The organism is Mycobacterium kubicae (assembly GCF_015689175.1).
In the GTDB taxonomy this organism is placed as follows: domain Bacteria; phylum Actinomycetota; class Actinomycetes; order Mycobacteriales; family Mycobacteriaceae; genus Mycobacterium; species Mycobacterium kubicae.
The window spans coordinates 2,661,128-2,684,862 of the sequence record NZ_CP065047.1 but is presented as its reverse complement, the minus strand read 5'-3'; the positions used below and the strand labels follow the sequence as shown (position 1 = coordinate 2,684,862).

At 63.8% G+C, this 23,735-nt stretch carries 11 protein-coding genes and 2 pseudogenes; 5 read left to right on the top strand and 8 right to left on the bottom strand.

The features are described from left to right. Positions 1–129: 129 nt before the first annotated feature. Positions 130–1,218, top strand: a complete 1,089-nt coding sequence (locus I2456_RS12550; RefSeq protein WP_085075228.1) for a PE-PPE domain-containing protein — start codon at positions 130–132, stop codon at positions 1,216–1,218. A 16-nt stretch (positions 1,219–1,234) separates the two neighbouring features. On the opposite strand, the gene I2456_RS12545 is transcribed toward I2456_RS12550, so the two are convergent. From I2456_RS12545 to pks2, 3 genes and pseudogenes are all read right to left on the bottom strand, one after another. Then, the gene (locus I2456_RS12545) at positions 1,235–4,243 is read right to left on the bottom strand and encodes an MMPL/RND family transporter (protein WP_139823296.1); all 3,009 of its coding nucleotides are present in this window, start codon (positions 4,241–4,243) and stop codon (positions 1,235–1,237) included. 115 nt (positions 4,244–4,358) lie between these two features. Beyond that, positions 4,359–5,771, bottom strand: a pseudogene (locus I2456_RS12540) (condensation domain-containing protein). A gap of 61 nt (positions 5,772–5,832) precedes the next feature. After that, a pseudogene (pks2, locus tag I2456_RS12535) lies at positions 5,833–12,177 on the bottom strand (sulfolipid-1 biosynthesis phthioceranic/hydroxyphthioceranic acid synthase). A gap of 1,092 nt (positions 12,178–13,269) precedes the next feature. On the opposite strand from pks2, the gene I2456_RS12530 reads away from it, so the two are divergent. Then, a complete protein-coding gene (locus I2456_RS12530) occupies positions 13,270–14,169 on the top strand; it encodes a DMT family transporter (protein ID WP_085075227.1) in 900 nt (299 codons plus the stop codon). A gap of 39 nt (positions 14,170–14,208) precedes the next feature. Here I2456_RS12530 and I2456_RS12525 read toward each other — a convergent pair whose 3' ends face one another. Next, positions 14,209–16,566: an MMPL family transporter gene (locus tag I2456_RS12525; protein WP_085075226.1), complete on the bottom strand. Its 2,358-nt coding sequence runs from the start codon at positions 16,564–16,566 to the stop codon at positions 14,209–14,211. Positions 16,567–16,911: 345 nt separating this feature from the next. Between I2456_RS12525 and I2456_RS12520 the strand changes: the two genes are divergently transcribed. Beyond that, entirely contained in the window at positions 16,912–18,150 is a 1,239-nt protein-coding gene (locus tag I2456_RS12520; protein ID WP_068034636.1) for a GNAT family N-acetyltransferase, read from the top strand. A 14-nt stretch (positions 18,151–18,164) separates the two neighbouring features. Here I2456_RS12520 and I2456_RS12515 read toward each other — a convergent pair whose 3' ends face one another. The 4 genes from I2456_RS12515 to I2456_RS12500 all read right to left on the bottom strand — a co-directional run bounded on the left by I2456_RS12515 (position 18,165) and on the right by I2456_RS12500 (position 21,696). Then, complete coding sequence (locus I2456_RS12515; RefSeq protein WP_085075225.1) at positions 18,165–19,316, bottom strand: LLM class flavin-dependent oxidoreductase; 1,152 nt, start codon at positions 19,314–19,316, stop codon at positions 18,165–18,167. After that, positions 19,313–19,696: an alpha/beta hydrolase gene (locus tag I2456_RS12510; protein WP_241007981.1), complete on the bottom strand. Its 384-nt coding sequence runs from the start codon at positions 19,694–19,696 to the stop codon at positions 19,313–19,315. The genes I2456_RS12515 and I2456_RS12510 overlap by 4 nt, the downstream gene beginning before the upstream one ends. A gap of 99 nt (positions 19,697–19,795) precedes the next feature. After that, a complete protein-coding gene (locus I2456_RS12505) occupies positions 19,796–20,629 on the bottom strand; it encodes an LLM class F420-dependent oxidoreductase (RefSeq protein WP_068034631.1) in 834 nt (277 codons plus the stop codon). A gap of 146 nt (positions 20,630–20,775) precedes the next feature. Beyond that, positions 20,776–21,696: an alpha/beta hydrolase gene (locus I2456_RS12500; protein ID WP_085075223.1), complete on the bottom strand. Its 921-nt coding sequence runs from the start codon at positions 21,694–21,696 to the stop codon at positions 20,776–20,778. 389 nt (positions 21,697–22,085) lie between these two features. Between I2456_RS12500 and I2456_RS12495 the strand changes: the two genes are divergently transcribed. Together I2456_RS12495 and I2456_RS12490 are read left to right on the top strand one after the other, a co-directional pair. Beyond that, positions 22,086–22,928 (top strand): alpha/beta hydrolase, encoded by an 843-nt coding sequence (locus I2456_RS12495; protein WP_085075254.1) that lies wholly within the window; start codon positions 22,086–22,088, stop codon positions 22,926–22,928. Positions 22,929–23,036: 108 nt separating this feature from the next. Beyond that, positions 23,037–23,702, top strand: a complete 666-nt coding sequence (locus I2456_RS12490) for a class I SAM-dependent methyltransferase (protein WP_085075222.1) — start codon at positions 23,037–23,039, stop codon at positions 23,700–23,702. Positions 23,703–23,735: the final 33 nt, after the last annotated feature.

The following is a 23,735-nucleotide window of genomic DNA, read 5'->3' as shown; positions in this document are numbered from 1 at the left end:
GGCCAAGCGGCAGAAGACGTTTTGCAGTAGCGTGAAGTCCGAACTGCATTAAGCGCAGGGCTTCGCAGGCGTAGTGCATTAGACCGCTACCCCTTCGCAGAGCCGCGAACCCGTTGGGGAGAAGCATCGATGAAACGACTGATCGCCGGGGCTCTAACGGCTCTCACCGTGGGCACGGCCGGTGCGTTGGGTCCCGCCGTCGCGGCGGCCGAGCCAGGCAATCCTTGGGACAACCCGTTCCTGCCGCCCACTCCGTCCCCGGTGGGTGAGGCCGCCAATGCCAAGGTCGTCTACGCGCTCGGCGGCGCCAGACCGCCCGCATTCGACTGGTGGTTCTACACCAACCGCGCCGGAAACGGGTTCTACCCCAACGCCAAACGCGACCTCATCGATTACCCCGCTGGCGCCCCGTTCAGCTGGATGCCGACCTGGCTCGTGCCAGGACCGCGCGACAAGGTGACCATCGGCGAGGCGGCCACGCAGGCCACCAACAGCCTCAATGGAGCCGTGCATCGGGGAACGGAGCCGGCGGCTGCCGTCGGTCTGTCACAAGGTAGTCTTGCGCTCGACCAGGTGCAGGCCCGCCTGGCCACAGACCCGACCGCCCCATCACCGGATAAGCTGCAATTCACCACCTTTGGTGACCCGTCAGGGACGAACGGGTACGGCAAGAGCTTCCTGGCAAGCATCTTCCGTCCGGGCAGCTACATCCCCATCATCGATTACCGGATGCCGGAGAAACCGGACAGTCAATACAACAGCAACCGGGTTTTCGCCGCATATGACGGTCTGGCCGACTTCCCCGACCGACCCGACAATCTTCTGGCCCTGTTGAATTGCGCGGCTGGCGCGGCCATTGGCCACACCCCGGCGGCCTTCATCAGACCCGACCAGATTCCCCCGCAGAACGTACGGACCACCGTCAACTCCCGCGGCGCGACCGAGACGACGTACATGATTCCGGTGAACCATCTTCCATTGACGCTGCCGCTGCGCTACCTAGGCTGGTCCGACGAAATGGTGGACCAGATGGATGCCATGCTGCAGCCACAGATCGACGCCGCGTACTCGCACAACGACAACATGTTGAGCCGGCCGGTTTCGGTTGACCCGGTGAACGGCATGGATCCGGTAGCCACGGTGGATCCGGGCATGCGCGCAGGAATCGAGAAGACTTTCGCCCAGCTACGTGACCTGTTCAGTCCGCCGCCCGGCTGATTCAACCCGAAAGCCGTTACCTCTCTTCGGTTGCCGGCTCTGCGACAGCATCGAAAACCGTCTTGTGCCGTGTCACTGTCTGATTCGACATACGGCGCCGCCAGGGGCGCGCGGGCCACCAACTGGCCCGGCCTACCAAAGCGGCGATGGCCGGTACGGTGATGGTCCGCACGACGAATGTGTCGACCAGGATGCCGCATCCGATCACGAAGCCGGACTGGATCACGGTGCTTATGCTGGCGAACACAAGTCCGAACATGGATGCGGCGAAGATCAGGCCGGCCGCGGTAATCACTCCGCCGGTGGAACGCACAGTGCGGATCACGCTGGAGCGCATGCCATACGCAGATTCGTCGCGCAGCCGGGAGGCGAGCAGCATGTTGTAGTCAGCGCCCACGGCGACCAGCACCACAAAAGCCAATCCTGGCACGCTCCACTGCATTTCCTGGTGCAGAATCACCTGGAACATCAGGACCCCGAGGCCAAGCGCCGAGAGGTAGGAGACGATGACCGATCCGACCAGATACAACGGCGCCACGATCGCCCGTAGCAAGGCGACCAGGATCAACAGCACCACGATGATCGTGACGACGACGATCAGCAGGATGTCGTGGCTGTAGTAGTCGCGGGTGTCGCGCAGCGTCACGGGGTAACCGGAGATGGACATGGAGGCATCCGCAAGCGTCGTGTTGGGTTGGGCCCCCTTGGCGACGTTGAGGATGGTGTTCACTTGATCCATGGCCGCGGTGCTGAACGGGTTGAGATCGGTTTGAATGAAGTAACGCGCCGAGTGTCCGTCCGGCGAGATGAACGTTCGAGCGAGCTTCTTGAAGTCCTCGGTGTTGAGTAACTCCGAGGGCACGTTGAAACCCGCCATCGATGGTTGTGACGCGTCGTTGCCCATTTCCATGAGGAACGCCGATGCCTGGCCGAGCCCGTTGCCCATCAGCTTCGTCTGGTCGACCAACATTGCGACGCCGTCAGCGATTTGGCGACCCGCGTTGGCCAGGTCTGTCGCGCCTTTCTGGATGGTCACCATCTTGGCGCTGGCGGCCGCGGGATTGTCCATCCCCAACGAATGCAGCGAGGTCATGATCGAACCGAGCGTGTTACTCAGTTGGGTGACCGTGGAGCCCAGGGTCTGGGAAGATTGCACAGACCCCAGCTGCCGCCACAGGTTGGCGATGTTGTCCAGAGTTCCGTCGTCGGATGCGGTCAGCAGTTTGTGGAATTGACCGCGGGCCTCGCCGCACACCGGGTTGGTGTCGCACACGATGCTGGCGTCCAAAGCCAGGACGACGGCGCCGACCCAGTTGAAGTTCCCCATCATGGTGGAGAAGTTGATCCCCATGGTGCCGCCGAGTTGACGAATGCTGGACACCAGCTTTCCCGCCGTGTCGATCTCACCCAAGGTCTTGCCGCCGCCGAACATGCTTTGCACGGTTGCCAAACCGTCGACGAGGCCGCGGACCCCGGCCACTGCCTGACTGACCTGCGTGCGGACATCACCGAGCTTGTCGGCGAGAAGGTCAGAGCCAGAGGACAATCGGTTGAGATCACTGCTGCGCTCGCTGATCAGTTGTGAGGCACCGCCGAGCTGCTTGCCGACCATGCCCGCCTGAAACGTCGCTCTGGTCTCTTCCAGTGATTCTCCGGTGGGCCTGGTGATCCCGCGTACCTTGGCAATACCTGAAACCTGACTCAGCCGTTGGGCCAACTGCTCGAGGTCGGCGAGGGCCCGCGGGGACCGCAGGTCGTGCGGCGATTGAATCAGCAGGTATTCCGGAATCGTCTGGTTCACCGAGAAGTGGTGTTCCAGCGCGGCGTACCCAACCGAGCTCTGGGCGGAGGCCGGCAATTGTTTGCGATCGTCATAGTTGAAGTGCACCAGGCTGCCGCAGACGGCCAGCGCCAGCAATAGGACCAGGCTGGCGGTCAGATAGGCCGCGGGCCGCCGCACGATTCCCACGCCGGATCTGCGCCAGAATCGCGTGGTCAGACTCCGCTGCGGCCCAACCCATCCGAGGCGCCCGGCCAGTACCAGGATGGCAGGCAACAGGGTGATGGCCGCCAAGAACGCCGAAGCGATCCCGATTGCCAACGCCAGACCAACTGTGGAGAACACTCCCAACTTGGCAAAACCCATGCCGAGGAACGTGACGGCCACGGTTGCCGCGGAGGCAGCGATCACCTTGCCGATCGAGGCCAACGCCCGTTGTACAGCGCGTGTCGAGTCCTCGGCAGACCCATCGCCTTCCCGAACGTAGTCGTGATAGCGGCTGATCAGAAACACCGCGTAGTCGGTTCCCGCACCGGCAACCATTGCGCTGAGCAATACGATGGTTTGGTTGGAGACGGGCAGACCGGTCAACTGCGAGACGACGGCGACCAGCCCCTGCGCGGTCAAGAGCGATGCGCCGATCGCAACCAGCGGGAGCATCAGGGTGAGCGGATTGCGGTATATCACAACCAGAATGACCAATAACATCACAGCAATGGCCAATTCGATCGGCAGGCGATCCTTGGCTCCGGCGTCGGTCAAGTCGGCGACTGTGGACGCCGGTCCGGTGAGATTGGCTTGCAGCGCTGACCCGGCGACGGTCTCCTTGACGATGCCGGTCACGTTGGTGAAAGCACGATAAGCCGACGGTGTGCCGAGCTCGCCGGTAAGGCCGATAGGCAGCAACCACCCCTTGCCGTCCTTGCTGGCAAGCACTTCCCGTAGCGGCGGTGTGCTCAGGAAATCCTGCAGCATCACAACGTCTTTGGAGTCCTTACGCAGCCGGTCCACCAGCGTGCGGTAGACACTTTCGTCAGGGGCTTTCAGTCCCTTGTCGTCCGTCAGGAGCACGACCAGGACGTTCTCCGAGCCCGCCTCATGGAAGGCCTGAGACATGTTCCTGGCGGCGACGGCCGACGGTGCGTCAGACGGCAATATGGCAATGGGATGTCGCTGGGTCATCTCCGTCAACGACGGAACAGTCATCGGAAGAACGAGCGCGAGCAGCACCCAGCAGCCGATCACAATCCACGGATGTCGGGAGACCACTCGGCCTAACCGGGAAAAGATAAGGTCACCCCCCGTTGCGCCGGCAACACCCCGTCAGAGGCTTGGTCCGTCGGCTCCCAATGTGTCTTGGTCACGCAACATTCCGCCAATGTCCGCTTTCGGCGACGCGTTCAAACACCGACTTCAAAGTGGCCAGGTAGCGGGCCACCGATTCCTGGGCGATCGGATTGTCGGGGAACATCACAGTCACCGCCGTCTCCTGCTCAACGCGAATCACGTAGATGCACAGTTGGTAGGAGTAGCGGTTGTCGCTGAAGACACCAATGTTCAAGTTGGCCAGATCCGCGGTGAGCATTACCGACAGCGGAGCGGTACTGGCGTCGAGGAAGTTGATGACGGGGAAGTTCGGGCGGGGCCGGTACACCGTGGGACAGAGTTCGACAACCCGGTCATAGGGAACTTCGGCGAGGTGCTGGCCGGAGTCGAAGGACACTTGCGCGGCACGTGCCGCTTCCCCGAACGACGAGCCGGCGATGGGCACGGTGACCGGAATCAGGCCGGTGAACCACCCTTGTGTCATCACCTCATCGGGGCGGCGAGTGTCTTTCGGGGTGAGGCCGTAATAGGTTTTCGCACCGGTCAATTCGTGATCTGCGAGGCCGCAGCAAGCCATCACGCCACCGATGAAGCGTCCGCCGGCGGCGATGCAGGCCGCTTCGAATCGGCTGGTCTGTTCTTGGTCCAGCATGGTCATGGTGACGATGTCGGCTACGACGGGTTGGGAAACGTCGCCGAGGGGCAAGACGAATTCGGGCAAGCTCCCGTTGTTGGCTTCGGCGAATTGCCGCCACGCGCGTACCGGCGCTGAGTCAGCCGTCAGTGAACTGGTGAACCGCTTTTCGCGCCAGCAGAATTCGTCATAACTGCCCGCCTCGGGAAGCTCCAAGGGACCGGCACCGCTTACCAGGGCGCCGTACATCATGTGGAACTCCATCAGCGTGACAGCGATGATCATTGCGTCTACATGCACGTGGTCGACGCTGACGTAAAAGGTGAAGTGATCACTGCTTTGCACTACCCCGAAACGAAAGCAGCCCCATTGCAATGGGTCAGGAGTGCTCGCGACCAGTTCGCGAAGTTGCTCGAGCGTCAACTCGCCACGGGACACGGGTACGAATTCGATGTCGGCGGGCTCAGCCATGGTGTGCCGGATGATCTCGCCGGCATCGGTGTACTCAAACCAACTGCGATAGGTGTCGTGGCGGCGCAAGTGAGCGTTGATGATGTAATTCACCGCTCGGACGTCGCACTGGCCGGGCTGGTCACAGCTCACGATCATCAGCCGCGAATAGTCCAGCCCTTTTTTCTGCTGTTCGCAATAACCGCGGATGTGCTGGGCCTGCATGTAACTCACCGGAACATTGCTCACCGGCGCTTGGCGCGCGCTCGCGACGGCGGCCGGTGTCGGCTCTTATGAGATGGTCTTGCCCGCCGTCGGTTCCCAGTCGAGCAGTGTGCCCACTGCCAATGGTCCTACTCGCAACGGTCTCTCCTTGACTCGGTCGAACTCGATTGCCCGGGAGCTTGACCCGGGTGTGTGGCCGTCACGTCACTGCCTGCGCTGCTTCAAGTTCTGTCAGCTCGTCACACAAGTGGTCGGCCAGACCTCGAACGGTGGTGATCTTCGTCGGGCTAATGCGCACTCCGGTCTCCGTCTCGATCCGCGTCCGCAACTCCAAGTTGCCCAGCGAATCCAGCCCGTAGTCAGAAAGTGGCCGGTCCGGATCGATCGTGCGCCGCAGCAGCAGGCTGATCTGTCCGGCGACCAGGCGCCGCAGCGTCCCTGGCCACTCCTCGCGCGGCAATTCCTGCAATTCGGCAAGGAATTTGCCCGTATCCGGCCGACCTTGGCCAGCGCTTTGGAACGCTTCGGCGAAACGGCTGCGTTGCGCGAAGGACGTCAGCCACGGGGTGCCCATGATGGGGGCGTAGCCCGCGTACGGACGGTCGTAGCGCAGCAGCGTCTCGAATGCCCGATATCCCTCGGCCGGCTTGATCGCGATGCCGGCGTCTTCAGCCAGCGCGGTAGCGCGCCCCACCTCCGACCAGGCGCCCCAGGCGATCGCCACCGTATGCAGGCCCTGGGCACGACGCCAGTGGGCGAAAGCGTCCAACCAGCTGTTGGCGGCTGCGTACGCGCCTTGACCGGGAGAACCCACCAGGGCGGCAGCCGAGGAGAACACGCAGAACCAGTCCAGCGGCTGATCGCCGGTGGCTTGGTGAAGATTCCACGCGCCGTAGACTTTGGGCGCCCAGCAGCGGTCGATGAGTTCCTCAGTGACATTGGTCAGCGTCGCATCCTCGACCACCGCCGCCGCGTGCAGCACGCCCCGGACCGGAAGCCCGGACGCGGTCGCGCAGGCCACCAATCCCTTTGCAGTCTGTGGCTGTGCAATGTCACCGCATTGGACTTGGATGTCGGCGCCGGTGGCTCGAAGCCGCGAAATGAGCTCCTGCGCTTGGGCGTTCGGTGTGGATCGGGAATTGAGCACAATGCGCCCGCAGCCTGCTTCAGCCATCTGGCCGGCCAAGAACAATCCGAGTCCGCCGATGCCTCCGGTGATGATGTAGGCGCCGTCGGAACGCAGCGGTCGCACCTGTGCGGGAGGTACCGCAGCCACCGTGCGACCGGTCTGCGGCACATCCAGTACCACCTTGCCGGTATGGCCGGCACCGCCGACCAGCCGAACGGCCACTGCGGCGTCGTGCAACGGATAGTGCGTGGTCTGCGGCATGGGCAACACACCGTCTGCCGTCTGGTGGTACACCGTGGTCAGCAGGCGCCGAATCGTCGCCGGATGGGTGTAGGTGAGCAGCGCCAGGTCGACGGCGAATAGCGACAGATTGCGCCGGAACGGGAACAACCCGACCCGGGTATCCCGGTAGATGTCGCGCTTGCCTAGCTCGATGAACCGCCCGCCGAACGCCAGCACGTCAATGCCGGCGCGTTGAGCCGCGCCGGGCAGCGAATTCAGCACGACGTCGACGCCGTAGCCGTTCGTGTCGCGACGGATTTCCGCGGCGAACGCGGTGCTGCGTGAATCGTAGACATGCTCAATGCCCATGTCTCGCAACAGCTGACGGCGCTCGGGACTGCCTGCGGTCGCGAAGATTTCGCAGCCCACCGACCGGGCGATGGCGATTGCCGCCTGGCCGACACCGCCGGTGCCCGAGTGAATCAGCACCTTGTCACTGGGCGCTATACGCGCCAGATCGTGCAGGCTGTACCACGCTGTCGCGGATGCCGTTGGCACCGCGGCCGCGTCGTGCAGGGCGATCCCGGGCGGCAGGGTGACCGCGTGCTGGGCATCGGCAATGACGAACGTGCCCCAGCAACCGTTGCGGGACATACCGCCAACTTGATCGCCGACGTGGTGCTCGGTGACGCCGGGTCCGACCGCAGTCACCACGCCGGCAAAGTCGCCGCCCAGCTGCTGTTGGTAACCCTCGAAGGTGGGATACCGACCGAAGGCCACGAGTACGTCGGCGAAGTTGATGGTCGATGCCCGCACCGCGACCTCGATCTCCCCCGGGCCCGGTGCAACGCGCTCGAACGAGGTGAATTCCAGTGATTCGAGGTCACCCGGAGTGCGGATCTGTAGGCGCATGCCGCTGTGTTCGTGGTCGACGCTGGTGGTGCGCCGGTCTGTCGGGCGCAGTGCGCCGGGACGCAGTCGAGCCGTGTACCACTCGCCGTCCCGCCACGCAGTCTCGTCTTCTTCCGAGCCGCTGAGCAGTTGGCTTGCCACCTGGTCAGCACTGGTTGACTCGTCGATGTCGATCTGAGTGGCGCTCAAATGCGGGTGCTCCGAATCGATTACCCGCATCAACCCGCGTAGGCCGGTCTGTTCCAAGTTGGCTTGGTCGTCGGCCCGCACGCTGGCGGCGCCTCTGCTCACGACGAACAGACGAGGTGGCTGCCCGGCCACTTCGGACAACTCGCGGGCGACGGCGACGAGGTGTGACACGTAGTCGCGGCCACGCCGCAACTGCGTCGAGCCGCTGACGGGCGGCGCGGTCACTACGACAACGCCGGTGAGTCCCTTGAGCACCCCATGACCATTCGAACCGCTCAGCCCACCGCCGCTGAGCAGCGATCGCAACTGTGCCGGGTCCATCCGATGATCACCATCGGAAGCCGGCGGTGAATCCAGGTGTCCGAGCGGCAGGGACACCGTCGTGCATTGGGCTTCACCAGCATTCAACGCCGCAGCCAGTTGCTTGGTCAGCGGGTCGTCGAGGCTGGCCGCGGTGAGCAGTAGCCAGGAGCCAGGCTCGATCTGGGCTGCCTGCGGCAGCTGGCGAGGCTCCCACTCTATGGTCAGCAATCGCTCGTTGAGCGTGCGATGATCGCGTTCGCCATCGGAAACGCCGCCGCCGAGCCGCAGGCCCGCAACCGTCAACAGCACCGTTCCGGACTGATCCATGACGTCGAGGTCGGCTTCGCATTCACCTGCGCGCGTCGCCTTCACGCGGGTCAGGCAGTAATGCGCGTTGCGCAGCGAATGATAGTTGCGCAGGGTGCGCACGCCCATCGGCAACAGCAGCCCACCTCGGCTTGCCTTTTGCACCTCGGGATGGACGATCACCGATTGGAAGCAGGCGTCGAGCAGGGCGGGGTGCGTCGCGTACGCAGATTGCTGGGAACGGATGGTGGGGGGCAATCCCACTTCGGCGAGCACGGTGCTGACCGACCCTTCACCCACGTGCACGGCGGCCAAACCGCAGAACGCCGGGCCGTACTCAATCCCCACGCTCTCGAAGCCTTTTCGCAGCTCGTCACCTTCCACCGCGGACGGATGCGCGGCACGCAACGCATCGATGTCATGCGGGGGCGGCTGGGCCATGTCTTCGAGGGCGTGCAGGACTGCAGTGGCCCGGTGCATGCTCTCCCCCAATTCGTGTGTCTGGACGGCGAACTCGAGCCGGTCCGGCTCGCTGACCGTCGCCGCGCAGGACACCTGCGTGTGATCGTCGAGCAGCAGCGTCTGCTCGAACTTGACGTCGCGTACCTCCGATTTCTCACCCGCGGTGGCGCGTGCAGCGGCCAGTGCCATCTCGCAGTACGCGGCGCCGGGCAACACTGCCACGTTGTGGATTTGGTGATCACCCAGCCATGGGTGAGCTGCAATTCCCACGTCGGCCTGCCAAACGTGGCGTTCGGGTTCCTCGTGCAGGTGCACATGGGCGCCGAGCAGTGGGTGCACCGATTGCACTGCGGCACCGTGCGCGGGTTGATCGGCTGACTCGCGACTGAGCATCAGTTCCCGGTGGGTCCAGGTAGGAAGGGGAGCATCGACCAAACGTCCGCCGGGGTAGACAACCGAGAAATCCACTACGGCACCCGCGCTGTGCACGTCACCGGCGAAACCTCGTAACCCGTAGGGCAAGTGTTGTTCCCGACGCATGGCGGCCAACGCCGTGATCGGCATGTCGAGGCTGGCGGCGTTCTGCTCAACAGCGTGGGTGAGCAGCGGATGCGGCGACAACTCACCGAAAACGCGGAACCCGTCTTTGAGCGCCGCTTGCACGGCGGCCGCGAATCGCACGGTGTAACGAAGGTTTTCCGCCCAGTAATCTCCGTTGAACGACGGCTGTTCGCGCGGATTCCACAGGGTGGCCGAGTAGTACGGCACTTCGGGTCGCATCGGCGCCAGATCGGCGAGGGCTTCGACGAGCTCCTCCAGGATCGGCTCGACCTGGGGCGAATGCGAAGCGACATCCACAGCCACCTCGCGTGCCATTACGTCTTGTTCCTGCCAGGTGGTGACCAGATCACGGATTGTGTCCGCGTCACCGCCGACGACCGTCGACGTGGGTGAGGCGACCACCGATAGGGCCACATCGGATACGCCCCGGATGGAAAGTTCGGAAAGTACCTGTTGGCCGGGGAGTTCCACCGACGCCATGGCGCCACTGCCTGCGATCCGGGTCATCAGTCGCGACCGGCGGCAAATGACGCGGAGGCCGTCCTCGAGCGACAGACCGCCGGCCACAACGGCCGCCGCGGCTTCGCCGAGCGAATGCCCGATTACGGCGCCGGGGCGCACACCATGGGACTTCAGCGCCTCAGCCAAGGCCACCTGCAGGGCGAAGATAGTGGGCTGGACGCGGCCGATACCCGTCACCGTTTCCGGCGCCGTAAGCGCCTGCGTCACCGAGAATCCCGACTCAGCACGGATCACGGGTTCCATCCGCGCAATGGTCTCGGCGAAGACAGGTTCCGCGGCCAGCAACTGCGCACCCATCGCGGCCCACTGAGACCCTTGCCCGGAAAACACCCATACCGGTCCCCGGTCATCTTGCCCGACGGCCGGTTCGAATAAAAGGTTGCTGCCGGCGACTTCTCGTAGGGATTTATGCAGGTCGTCGAAGTCGTTGGCGAACAACACAGTTCGCACCGGTCGATGAGCGCGGCGACATGCCAGCGTGTAGCCCACGTCGCGAAGGGCAATGCGCGTCGACGTGGTGTCGAGCTCGGCGACCCAGTCGGCCAGCCGGGCGGCAGTCTTCTGCAATTGTTCGACCGAGGTGGCCGACAGTGGAAATGGCAGTGGAGCGTCGGAGTGTGCTGGCGGCGCTGCCGGGGCGGTCTCGTCAGGTCCTTGTTCGAGGATGGCGTGCACGTTTGTGCCGGACAGACCGTACGAGGACACCGCCGCGCGCCGCGGCTGATTCCCATCGGTGGGCCACGGGGTGTTCTCCGGCGGCACGAACAGGCCGGTGCTGATTGCACTGATGGCGTCGGGCAGCCGAGTGAAGTGCAGGTTCTGCGGAACCACACCGTGTTGCAGCGCCAGGATGGCCTTCACCATGCCCAACGGTCCCGATGTCGACTGGGTATGGCCGAAGTTCGTCTTGACCGACGCCAGCGCGCAGGGGCCTTCGGTCCCGTAAACAGCGGCGAGGCTGGCGTATTCGATGGGGTCCCCGACCGGGGTGCCGGTGCCGTGCGCTTCGACCATGCCGATGGTGGCGGGGTTGACGCCGGCGGCGCCTAATGCCTTCTTGTAGACCGCAACTTGCGCGCTTTCGGACGGCGCCGCAATGTTGACGGTGCGCCCATCCTGATTGGCTGCGGTTCCGCGTACCACCGCGAGGATCCGGTCGTCGTCGCGCAGCGCGTCCGGCAACCGCTTCAGCAGCAGTACGACGCAACCCTCGCCGGATACGAATCCATCCGCGGCGGCGTCGAAAGAGTGACAGCGTCCGGTGGGCGACAACATGCCCTGCAGCGAACCGGAAACCGACTTGTGTGGTTCCAGTGTCACCGACACACCACCGGCGAGCGCTAATTCGCTTTCACCGTCGTCCAGGCTGCGGCAAGCCTGATGGATGGCCATCAATCCAGAGGAACACGCAGTGTCCACGGTGACCGCTGGGCCATTGAGGCCCAGGGTGTAGGACACTCGGCCGGAGGCGAAACTATTGGAAGTACCGGTGAATCCGTACGGGCCCTCGGCGGCGCCGGTGTCGGCGGACAGCAACTCGTAGTCGCCATGAGTCAGTCCCACAAAGACACCGGTCTCCGACTGCACCAGCGCCGATGGGTCAATGCCCGCATGTTCGATGGCGTCCCATGATGTTTCCAGCAACAGGCGATGCTGTGGGTCGATCGCGGTGGCTTCACGTTCGGTCATCCCGAAGAAATCGCAGTCGAAGCCGCCGACGTCGTCGAGAAAGGCACCCCACCGTGACACCGACCGGCCCGGTACGCCGGGCTCCGGGTCGTAGTACAAGTCCGCGTCCCAGCGGGCGGCGGGAATCTCACCTACTAAGTCGTCACCACGAATCAGCGCCTCTCACAATCGTTGCGGAGAATCGATGCCCCCGGGAAGTCGGCAGGCCATTCCAATGACAGCAACGGGTGTGGCGGTTGCGGAGCGCAATATTGAGTCCTTCTTCAGTCGACCCTTAGACATACAGCAGACGATGAAAGTTTCGATGCGAGAAGGCGCTTCGCGTAGTCACGCCGGCCCTCAGAGTGCATCCGGGCTTGGCATCAGTCAGTTGCAAACGTCAGCCTAACGACAAAATGGCACGGGTGTGCCCTCCGACAGCGGCTTTCAGGGGATTAATAGAGCGGAGTGAGCAACGACACAGTGGCCACTTCTTCGAGTCGACAACCTACAGTCAACGCACAGCCAGGAACTCTTGCGAGACAGGAGATTTGCAGCGATCATCCCGGTGCTGCCTGGCGAGGAGAACACGGCCCCGAAGGTTCATCAGGATTCGCTCGAGCAACGGGCGCACAGACAACACGTGCCGAGGCTGCACCCGCGAATTCCGTTCTGAGCAAACGGGATCCAGCCGGATCGCGCATTACCCGTTATCGCCACCACGTCCGCGCTTCGCCTCCGAGTTCGCGTGACTCCTCGAATCCCGTTGCCTCTTATAGATTTTGCTTGCTCGAGAAGAGCGACTTTGCTGTGGGGTGCCCAGGATGGCGCCGCCGCGGTCGCGCCGCTGGGCGGCCCCGAACCGAACTTGCGCCGTTGACGGTTGCCGATCGGCGATCGGCGCGTCCGGCTCGGTTCGCGCCGTCCCGCCCGGACTACACCCGACGGCGTGGATAGGTTCGGTTGCGGCTGCCCCGGGCGGTGTTTAGTCGGGTTGCTGGCGGTTGCTGCAGCGGGCGGGCACGCAGTCCGACGCCGGTCTCCGCGTCGCTTAGCCAGGAATGGCCATATCGCGATTGTCGTTGTCGCTGTGTCGTGCGCTCCGCCAGACGCCGCAGATGCGGCGGCTCTACTATCGGTGCTGGCGGGTAGGTGCACGACCGGGAGGATCTCAGCAGTCGCTGACTGGTCGGGTTCCTTCACCGCAAAACCGACGGACGCTGAATCCTTTCGGGTGGAAGCGCTGGGCCGCTCGATGCGGCAAGGCCTGCGGACGGTCGAGTTTGATAGAAGTGTTGCCCAGGATGGTATTAGGGAAGTCGATTCCTGAACGGGCCTACGACGTCGACGGAGACAACACTCATGGCCAAGCTACATATCGCCGTTCTGCTCGCGTTGGGTTCTGCGCTGTGCGTCGGTATGGGAGACGTTCTCCAGCAGCATGTGGCGCACCGGTTCACCGACAGGTCGGTCGGCCATATCGCGATGGTGCTCAAACTCCTACGGGATAAGTGGTGGCTCCTGGGTGCCGTGTTGCTGGTTTCGAGCATCGGGTTGCAGGCGGCGGCGCTGGGCCTGGGTTCAGTGCTGCTGGTGCAACCGTTGTTGATGCTTTCGCTGCTTTTTGCCCTGCCGGTCAATGCGCGGTTGTCGCGGCGAGGCGTGAGCGGCCGAGAGTGGATCTGGGCCGGTCTGTTGACCGCGGCGGTGATCGTGATCGTGACGGTAGGCAAGCCCCAAGCCGGTAACTCGAGCGCATCGCTTCAGAGCTGGGCGGTTGTGGCCGCGGTGTTGGCACCCTTGCTCATTGGATGCGTCGTCGCGGCGGGAATCTTCGGCGGTGTGCTGGCCGCGGTGCTGTTCGCCTTCGTGGCGGGTTCGCTGTGGGGGGTCTTCGCCGTCTTGACCAAGGAGGTCGTCCATCGGCTCGGAGAAGGCGGATGGGTAGTGGCCCGCACCCCCGAGTTGTATGCCTGGTTACTCGTCGCACTGGGCGGATTCGTATGGGGGCAGGCGGCGTTCCGCGCCGGCCCCCTGACGGCATCGATGCCGACACTGCAGGTGATGCAGCCGATCGTGGCGGCAGTGCTGGGTGTCGTGGTCCTCGGCGAAACGCTCGATACGGGTCGCGCCGGCATTGTCGCCCTAGCCGTAGCGGCGGTGGTGATGACGGGGGCAATCTTCGAGCTGGCGCGTGTTGAGGCCGGCGCGGCACGCGATCGCGCCGAGGAACTCGATGGGGCTGTGAACCAACCTGCCTAGTTGGCTCGATCGCCTCGGGGGTCCGGGAGTGCGCACCGGCTAACTGGCATCGGATACCGAGGATGCTCGCTGCTCGTCGAGATCGGGCGTCAGTGGGGCCGCGTCGGCCGCCCATCGCTGGCGACCTACCGCAGCCGCGGCGCCTTCACCGGTCACCAACCGTTCTCGTTCATGCAGCCAGGCCAGCGGTTTGGGTGCCCACCAACTCCACGGACCCAGCACGTGAATGAAGGCCGGAACCAGGACCATGCGCACCAGAGTGGCGTCGACCAGCACGGCGAGCGTCAAGCCAAGTCCCAGCATTCGCATGAATGACACCTGCGCTGGAATCAGCGCGGCAAAGGAGATCGACATCACCAATGCGGCTGCGGTGACAACCCGCCCAATGCCTGCCAAACCCAGGGCCGTACTTTCGTCGTTCGCGGCGCGCAGGTTCGCTGGGCTCGATGCGTTGCCGTGGTCGGCCTTGGCGGCCAGCCAGTACTCACGAATCCGCGAGACGATGAAGACCTCGTAATCCATGGAGAGCCCGAAAGCGATGCAGAACAGCAGCATTGGAATGTTGGCGTTCAACGTCGAGGTAGGGGTGGTCCCCAACGCGCCCAGGTGCCCATCCTGGAAGATCCACACCATCGCACCGAATGCCGCGGTCAACGACAACACGTTGCACACGAGCGCTTGCAGCGGCAGCACCACGCTCCCGGTGAGCACGAACAACAGAGCGAAGGTGATGAGTGCGATCAATCCGAGCACCGTAGGCAACCGCGTGGTGATGGCGTCGACGCTGTCGCGGTTGGTCTGCGCCAACCCCGCCATCTCCACGGACCGTCCCGCCGGTCGGGGTACCTGGTGTAACCGGTCGAGCTGGGCGGCCGAAGCCTCGGAGAACAGCGGCGCGGTGCTGGTCACGGTCAAAAACGCGCTGCCATTGGCCAGGCCGGTAGGTGCGGCGGGCGGGCCCGCGCGCTGCCCGGCGACGAATGTCGCGGTCGGTGCGGTCACCGCCGACACGTCCGGCACCCGAGACAGCTCGGCAGCGTAGCGCTCGAGATCGGCGGGGCTCACGCCCCGGGCATCGGGAACGACCGCGAACACCGCCATACCCAGGTCGTCGACGAAATCGTGTTCCAACGCATCGGCGACTTGGCGCGCCGACGTTGTTTCGGGCAGCACACGCTCGTCGGGGAAGCCCCACTTCACTCCGAGGAAGGGCAGCCCCAACAGCAGGAGCAACGCCACCACAGCCAAACCGACCGGCAGGGCATGGCGCAAGACGAATTGGGTCGACCGGTACCAGAACATGTCGTGGACCGGTTTGCTCACGCGGTTAGGGGTGCTCTGCCCCCAGAACACCCGGCGCGCGAGTGGGCGCACATCCACCGCGTCCAGACGCGGCCCCAGCATTACGATCACCGCCGGGGTGATGACGATGGCGGTAATCGCCACGATGGCCGCGGTAGCCACAACGGTGTAGGCGGACGACTTCAAGAAGTACATGGGGAACACCATCAGCACCGCCATCGACAAGGCGACGGTGGTCGCAGAGAACAACACGGTTCGGCCTGCGGTGGCCATGGTTCGGAACAGGGCCTGATCTCGGTCACCGCATTCGGCCAGCTCTTCGCGGTAACGGCTGATGATCAACAAGGTGTAATCGATCGCCAGGGCGAGACCCATTGCCACGCTTAGGTCCAGCGCGTACGTCGACACGTCCGTGGTGAAGCTGATGAGTCGCAAGACCGACAAGGTGCCAACGATGGCCAGCCCGCCGAACACGATGGGCAGCGTCGCCGCGACCAGACCGCCGAACACCCACACCAGTACCGCGAAGCTCAGCGGAATGGCGATCGATTCCATCACCACCAGATCGCGCTGGTTCTGCTGGTTCACCTGGTTATAGGCCACCGCCATGCCGCCGGCGCGCACGATGACGCCGTCGCGGTCGTGCACCAGTTGCTGGGAAAGTGTGTTGGCGTACTTCTGCGCATTGTTTTCTCCGCCCCTGAGGTTGGCCACAATCAACCCGGATTTGTTGTCCTTGCTGATGAGCCGGGCAGCGGCCTGCGGCGGAGAGGTCCACGCCGAGGACACATCGAAGACCCACGGTGACTTCTTCAGCTGGTCGACGATATCGGTGGCGACCCGACGGGCTTGATCGCTGCGGGCACCGGCGGGTGCGGTGACCAAGATGATCATTTTCTGATCGGTCTGCTGAAACTTCTCCCTCAGCAGGATGGTCGCCTGCGCAGACTCGGAGGTGGGGTCTTGAAAGCCGCCGGGCGAGAGGCTGTTGATTACCGGAACGCCGAAAATCGCCGCGGCCAGCGCAATGAAGACGGCAAGTACGATGATCCGTCGTGGCGCGGCGATAGCAAGTCGAGTGATTCCGTGCAGCATCTCGACTTCCTTCCGCTGTAAGTTCCTGAGCCGCACTCGCTACACCCAGGAAGGTCTGACCGCCCACACCACTGATGTTGCATAAGTCCGATGGCCGGTTATGCATTCCCTCGATCATTGCAGGAGCCGGATCTTGAGCGGCGTCGACGAATACCGGGTCAAGCTGAGTGCTGCTTACTCAACTTCTGCCGGTGACCACCCTCGCCCATGTTCACCGACGGGCAAGTGTAGCTTCGTTTCGCGGTCCAACACTCGGGTACCGATTCCGAGCGACACCTCAATGACCAGCGATGTGGGATCGGTGGAGGCGCCGGTTCAACTGAGCCACTATCGAATTGGATGAGGATGAACACAACGGACGAATCCCTCAGGATCAGGTTCGCGACGGAAGAGGATTGGCAGGCGGTCTACGAGAACCAGGCTCGCGCGTACGGAGTTTCGGTGGAGGCGCCCGACGTCGAAGCTTGGAAACGCCGGGTCAACCTCGAGGACATCCTGGTCGCCGAGGATGTCACTGACCCGCAGGAGCCGTTCCTAGTCGGAACTTCCCTCTACTACCGGCTGCGGCTCACCGTGCCTGGTGGCGCCAGTCTCGAAGCCGGGTGGCTGGCCATGATCGCGGTCGCGGCCACGCATCAAGGGCGGGGAGTCTGGCAGCAGCTCAGCATCCGGGGCTTCGGCATCCTGATGGACCGCGGCTATTCCATCCTCTGTGGCGTTCCGACCCAGCCAACGGTGTACGAAATCCTGGGCGCCGGCGTGGCCAGTTACTCCCGCACCTACAACCTCGAGCCACGATTCACCGAACTACGAACCAAACCCGGCCGGACTCGGGCGCGTGAGGTCGACGCTTCCCAGGCGAGGCGCCATCTACCGGATATCTACGAGCGATGGTGTGCCGTAACCCATGGGGCGCTGAGCCGGCAAAGCGGGTGGTGGGACGACTACTTGGAGGACCGGGTCAGTCAGCGCGACAATGCATCAGCGCTGAATTTCATCATCCACCCGGACGGCTTCTTGACCTACCGGGTGACGGGAGCGTCGCCGCACTCGTTTCGGCGTCCTTTCGGTGACGCGATCATTCAAGACTTCTGCCCGATCACAGACGAAGCACATACCGAATTGCTTGCTGCCCTGATGGGATTGAAGATGTTCGACAACATTGTGATTGAAGTCCCGGTCGATGATCCGCTCCCCCTCAAACTCAAGGATCCGCTTGCGACTCAAACGACGGGCCTGAGCGATTTCCTGTGGATGCGCATCATGAATGTGCCCGAGGTGCTCAGCGCGCGTGAATACTGGGCCGATATCGACGTCGTGCTGGAAGTGACAGATCCGCTCGGCGTGGCCGGAGGGGTATTCCGTCTCCAAACCCGCGATGGTGTCGGGACATGCACTCCCCACGACGGTCCCCCAGACATCACGATCGGTCTGGCTGATCTGGGAACGATCTACATGGGGGCGCATCGAGCAGTGGAGCTGCATCGAGCCAGCCGCATCACCGAACTGCGCAGCGGTGCGCTACGGCAGCTGGATGCCGCCTGCAACACCGAACGCGCACCCTACTGCGGCACCCTTTTCTGAGGCACGCCCCCAGCTCACAGGCTGCGCAGCCGACGAACTACCTTCAGAAACGCGCCGGTCGACGCCAGGCCCTTCCGCAGGCTCGGCTGAAGGTAACCGACGTTGCACACCACCAGGTAGCTGGCTCCGTGGTCCCGCCATACCGCGGCCTGGTCGACGACGTCGTCAACAGTGCCCGTCAGAGCGGCCTCACGCAACAGCGACGGCGGTACCTGCGCTGCGTACGCCAAAGCGGTTGCGGCGTCCATTGTTTGGGGAACCAGGTCCTGAGATCCGCTGAATTGACTGCCCAGCGGATGGGTGGCGCCGTGGCGGCGCCACTGGTCACCGGATAGGCCGAGCGCGATGAGCTTCGCGATGTCCGAGTCGAGCGCTGCGGCGACGTCGTCGCGGGTGGGGGCGGCATTGACGAACAGCCAGATCGCCGGGACAACGGCCATCGGATCGCGACCCGCATCGGATGCGGCTGAACGCACGACGTCGAGCCGCTCGGCGTACTCCCGCGGAGTCTGCGGAAAACCTGGAAACCACGCGTCGGCGTAGCGGCCGGTGATTCCGAGCATGCGAGGTCCGTGCGCGGCGATCCAGATCTCTGGCCACTTCCCTCGATAGGGCGGGAGGTCGAAGACGGCATTGTCCAGCGGGAAATACGGTGAATCCCGCGACACGAGTCGGCCGCCGGAATCCCACAGCGCCCTGATTGTGGCGACGGCCTCCTCGAACCGCCCGACCGGCTCGCGCCAATCGACGCCATAGGGCTGATTGCCGACGCGTTCGCCGGTACCGATGCCCAGTATTGCGCGGCCACGGGTGATGAGGTGCAAGGTAGCTGCCGCCTGCGCCGTAACGGCGGGACTGCGGCGGCCCGAATCGGTCACGCCGACCCCAAGTCGCAACCGGCCGAGCCGATTCCATGCAGCGATGTGACCGAGCACCGTCCACGGTTCGAGGTAGGCATCAATCTTCGGTGTAAATCTGGTGGTACCGAGGTATTCGGGCGTCGCGAGCGAGCGCGGCAGCAATGCGTTCAGGTGGTCGGGGAGCCAGAACGAATCGACACGGCTGACAACCGCTGCTAGATAGTTGAGTCGCAGCAACGCGGTGGACGAGAACCGGGTGTTGACCGGTTCGGCGACGACCCCGACCTTGACTTGCCTGCGCCTCAAGGGGTTCCGTTGCGGCTTACGAATGTGGGATCGGTGAGACCGAGAACAAGAAGCAGTCGTCCGATCGTGACGCTATCCAAGTTCAGCACTGCTTCGAACACCTGCTCGCGTAGTCGCAAACTCGGACGGGCCTTGGCGTACCCACACACGGATACCAGATGGGTCACCCGCTCGGGATACATTGCGGCAACCTTCATGGCGAGCGGACCTCCCAACGATGCGCCGGCGATTGCGAACCGGCGCAACCCAACTCGCGAGGTGACAGCGACGATCTGTGCGGCTACGGTGGCGGCTTCGATGGGTGCTGCGGGCAACGGACTGTCACCCGACCCGGGGAGGTATGGCAGAACGACCGTATGCGATTTCGCCAATGCTTCCACACACGAACCCCATGTTCCGTGGGGTGTGCTGCTGGTTCCGTGAATCAGGACCAGGCCGGGACCGGTGCCCGCCACTTCATATGCGAGATGCTGCAAACTTCACCACTCCCCTGATGCGGTGACGAGTTCCGCCAATCTGTCCAGTTCACGAAGGCTGTCCTGTTCGGGCATTGTCGGCAACAGAAAGGCCGATTCGTTCACGCCGGCCGCCGCGTACTCGACTAGCGCCTTCGGGTTCGCAGTCGCGGCGAACAGGGTGATAGCGATGTCACCCCGGCCGTTGTCAGCCAGCCATTGTCGCGCTTGGGCGATGTCGTTGGCGGGCATAGGAGGAGCCAGCCAGCCGTCACCGACATCGCGCAGCCGTCGTAACGCGGCGCGACTGCCCCCGCCGACGTAGATCGGTGGGTGTGGACGTTGTACTGGTTTGGGCCATGAGTAAATTGGCGCGAAATCAACGATGCGGCCGTGGAATTCGGCGATGTCTTGGGTCCATATCTGTTTCAGCGCGCGGACCTGTTCGGTCATTTTGACACCCCGGGTCACCGGGTCCACGCCGCAATGCCGCATCTCCTGCTCGTTCCATCCGACGCCGACACCCAGCCTGAACCGGCCCTGGGCAACGAGATCAAGACTGGCCACCTCCTTCGCCGTGTAAAGCACATCGCGCTGGGGAAGCAGGATCACTCCGGTCATCAGTGACAGGTTTCGGGTCGCCGCAGCCGCCGCGGTCAACACGACGAACGGGTCCAACGTCCGGAAGTACTCGCGTCCCGGCGTGCCCGCCCCTGCGTATGGTTCGTGGTAGGCAACCGGCATATGGGAGTGTTCGGTGACGATCAACGAGTCGAAGCCGCGCTCTTCGACCGCCACAGCCAGCCGATCGGGCGCGATGCCCTCGTCCGTGACAAAAGTCGCGATGGCATATCTCATGCAACGCACACGCGCTCTGACACAACGGGTCCTACTTCCAATCAGGACGGCGAATCTCCTTGACCAGTATCGTCGTCGGCTTGCCTGAGGTCGTTGCATCTGCGCGCAGAAGTATGGACGATGCGCGCACGGATTCGATCGGGCGCCTAGGCGCACAGGTGCTCGGTGAAGAAGTCTCGAGCCGCCGACTTTGCGATGTTGCTCGACGGTCCGAAGTAGGCCTCGAAGTGACCACAATCGATCGTGACCAGGCGCTTTGGCCCGAAAGCGTTTTCGTACGCTGCGAGCGCCAGTTCGCCCGCCGTCAGCCGGTCCCGTGTCGCGATCACCATCAGCACTGGCGTGGCAGTGATGTGCGAGAGGTACCAGCCCGGCTCGTAGCCGAAGCAGTTCTCCACGCTGCGGGCGGTGATGCGGTTGGCGAAGCTCGGGTCCCGTTCTGCCACGCCGCCTGGACCGAAGAAGTACTGATAACTATCCGGGGTCGGTAATGCCGCTCCGGCACAGGGGTTTTGATCCGCTATCGGCAGGTACGCCGCCTCGTCGCCGCGGGCCCTGGCACGCCTGTCGGCGGCGAACGATGCGAAGGTGGCCTCGCGCGTGTCGGCGGGGAGCAGATCACCGATGTGGCGGCTGCCGCTGATGAAGGGCACCTGTCCGACGACGGCTTTGACGCGCCGGTCGATCGCCCTGAGGACATACACATGACCGGCCGACAGGCTGGTCCCCCACGCGCCGATCCGGTCCGGGTTCACATCTGGACGATTTTGCAAGTAGGTCACCGCGTGCTGGTAGTCGCGGATCTGCTGGAACGGGTCGCTTTCGTTGCGCGGCATGCCCGACCCGGTGTCGGATCGGCCCCAACCGCGGTGGTCGTACACCAATGTCGAGAGGCCCGCCGCGGCGAAGACTTCGGCGTAATCGGTGATGAAGTGGGTCACCTCACCTGCCAGCCCGTGCGCCATGACTACCGCCGGTGCTGGTGCGGGTCCATCGGCTGCCGGAAAGAACAAGCCGCGCAATATGACACCTTCGGCGTCGAATTCAATGTCCTGATGCTGGTTCATCCTGCTCCTCAGCCGCAATGGTTCGCGCGTGCCCCGCTTGATGCCGGCGACGGCTAGCGTAGGCTCGCCGAGCGCAATCGGGTCTGGGAGCTCCCGATGTCATCGGTCGACAACCCTCAGTGCACGCACACCCGACCTTTCGTCGCAGTCACTCCGACGACCACGATGCACGGCGCGCGAGAGTTCATCTGCGCCATCTTCGATCGGGCTGCGTGCAATGGGCTTCCTCGAGGATGGCAATCTCGGCGGTCAGCACCCGCCGGATATCACCGCGCGATAGGCCGTAGGAAAGGAAACATTTCTCGATGTCGATTCTTTCGATGCCGGTCGTGGCGGACACGCTTGCGCGAGTGTTCGCCACGGTGGTCAATGCAGGCCCCAAGGCCGGTGTGCGATTTCCAGAAATCGACGGCCGCACTTCAGCAGAGGTCATTCCCACCCGGCACGGCCCTACGGCTGCGACCGTCTATCACCCGCCGACCAGCGCCGGCAAACCACCCGTGTACGTCAACGTCCACGGCGGCGGATTTGTGATCGGGCAGCCTGAACAAGACGACCCATGGTGCCGATACCTGGCCGCAAAAGCTGGTGTGGCCGTGATCAACGCCAGCTACGTGCTTGCCCCGGGACACCGTTTCCCCGCAGCGGCACAACAGATCTACGACATCGTGTGCTGGGCGGCGCGCACTGACCACGACTGGGACGGCACCCGGCTATGTGTGGGCGGTCAGAGTGCCGGCGGCAACCTGAGCGCTGCCGCCTCCCGGCTAGCCCTGGAGAACGGCGGTCCTCGGATCGCGCTGCAAGTGCTGCATTACGCACCCCTTGACCTGGTGACGCCCTCGGCTGACAAGCCGTCCGTGGTCGGGCGGCGCGCCATCATGAAGCCGTGGATGGGTGAGATCTTCGACACCGCCTACGTTCCTGACCCGGCGCAGCGGCGCCACCGGCTCGTCTCTCCGGCCTGGGGTGCCAACGCCGACGGAATAGCCGGCATCGCCCCCGCTCTCGTCGTGACAGCCGAGCACGACCGACTCCGCAACGAAGGTCGCCGATACGCAGACAAGCTCGATGCCGTCGGCGCATTGGTCGAGTACTACGAAGTGCCCGGTGTCGACCACGGCTACAACATCATGAGTGAGGCCGTTGATGTCACGCGCCGGGCGTACGCCCATATCGCCGAACACGTCGCCCGGGCTACGGACGGGAGGACTCGCGCGTCCTCGACATAACCGAGGTTGCATATCGAGAGCATCGTGATAGATTCCGATACATCGGTAAGTCGGTTGGTCGCAGACGCTGCCGACCACCGCGACGGCTTCGATGATCGGACAACTCCAATGACAGACGTGATCGACTGGGACGAGGTCTACGGGCACGACGGGGGTCCCTCGTGGAATATCGGCGAACCTCAGCCGGAGATGCTCAAGGTGATCGAGCGGGCTGGCACGGTTCGTGGCGAGGTCTTGGACGCCGGATGCGGGTATGCGGCTTTGTCATTGGCTCTCGCTGCGCGCGGGCACACTGTGGTCGGCATGGACCTGTCAGTTCGTGCCGTCGCGGCAGCTACCGAAGCCGCCCGCCAACGGGGGTTGGACAACGCACGGTTCGTTTCGACCGATATGACCTCGTTGACCGGATACGACGGTCGCTTTTCGACCATCTTTGATAGCGGACTGCTGCACGCCATACCGCCCGAGCGCAAACCGGACTATCTCCGTTGCCTACATCGGGCGGCGGCTCCGGGCGCGACGCTCTACATACTGGCGTTCGCAGCCGGCGCTTTCCCGGGGCACACCGAAGCGTTACCCACGCAGTTCACCGAAGCTCAACTGCGCGAGCTCATCTCAGAGCTCTGGCATGTCGATGAGATTCGGCCGGCCCGGCTTTATGGATTGACCGACCAGTTGCCCGGCGTACGTCCGTCAGCCGGTCCGCTGCACGACGGGCGCGGGCGGGCCTATTGGCCCGGCTATTTCGTCACTGCCCATAGCCAGCTTCAATGATTCTTTATTCGTCTGGGACGCAATGTGATCGAG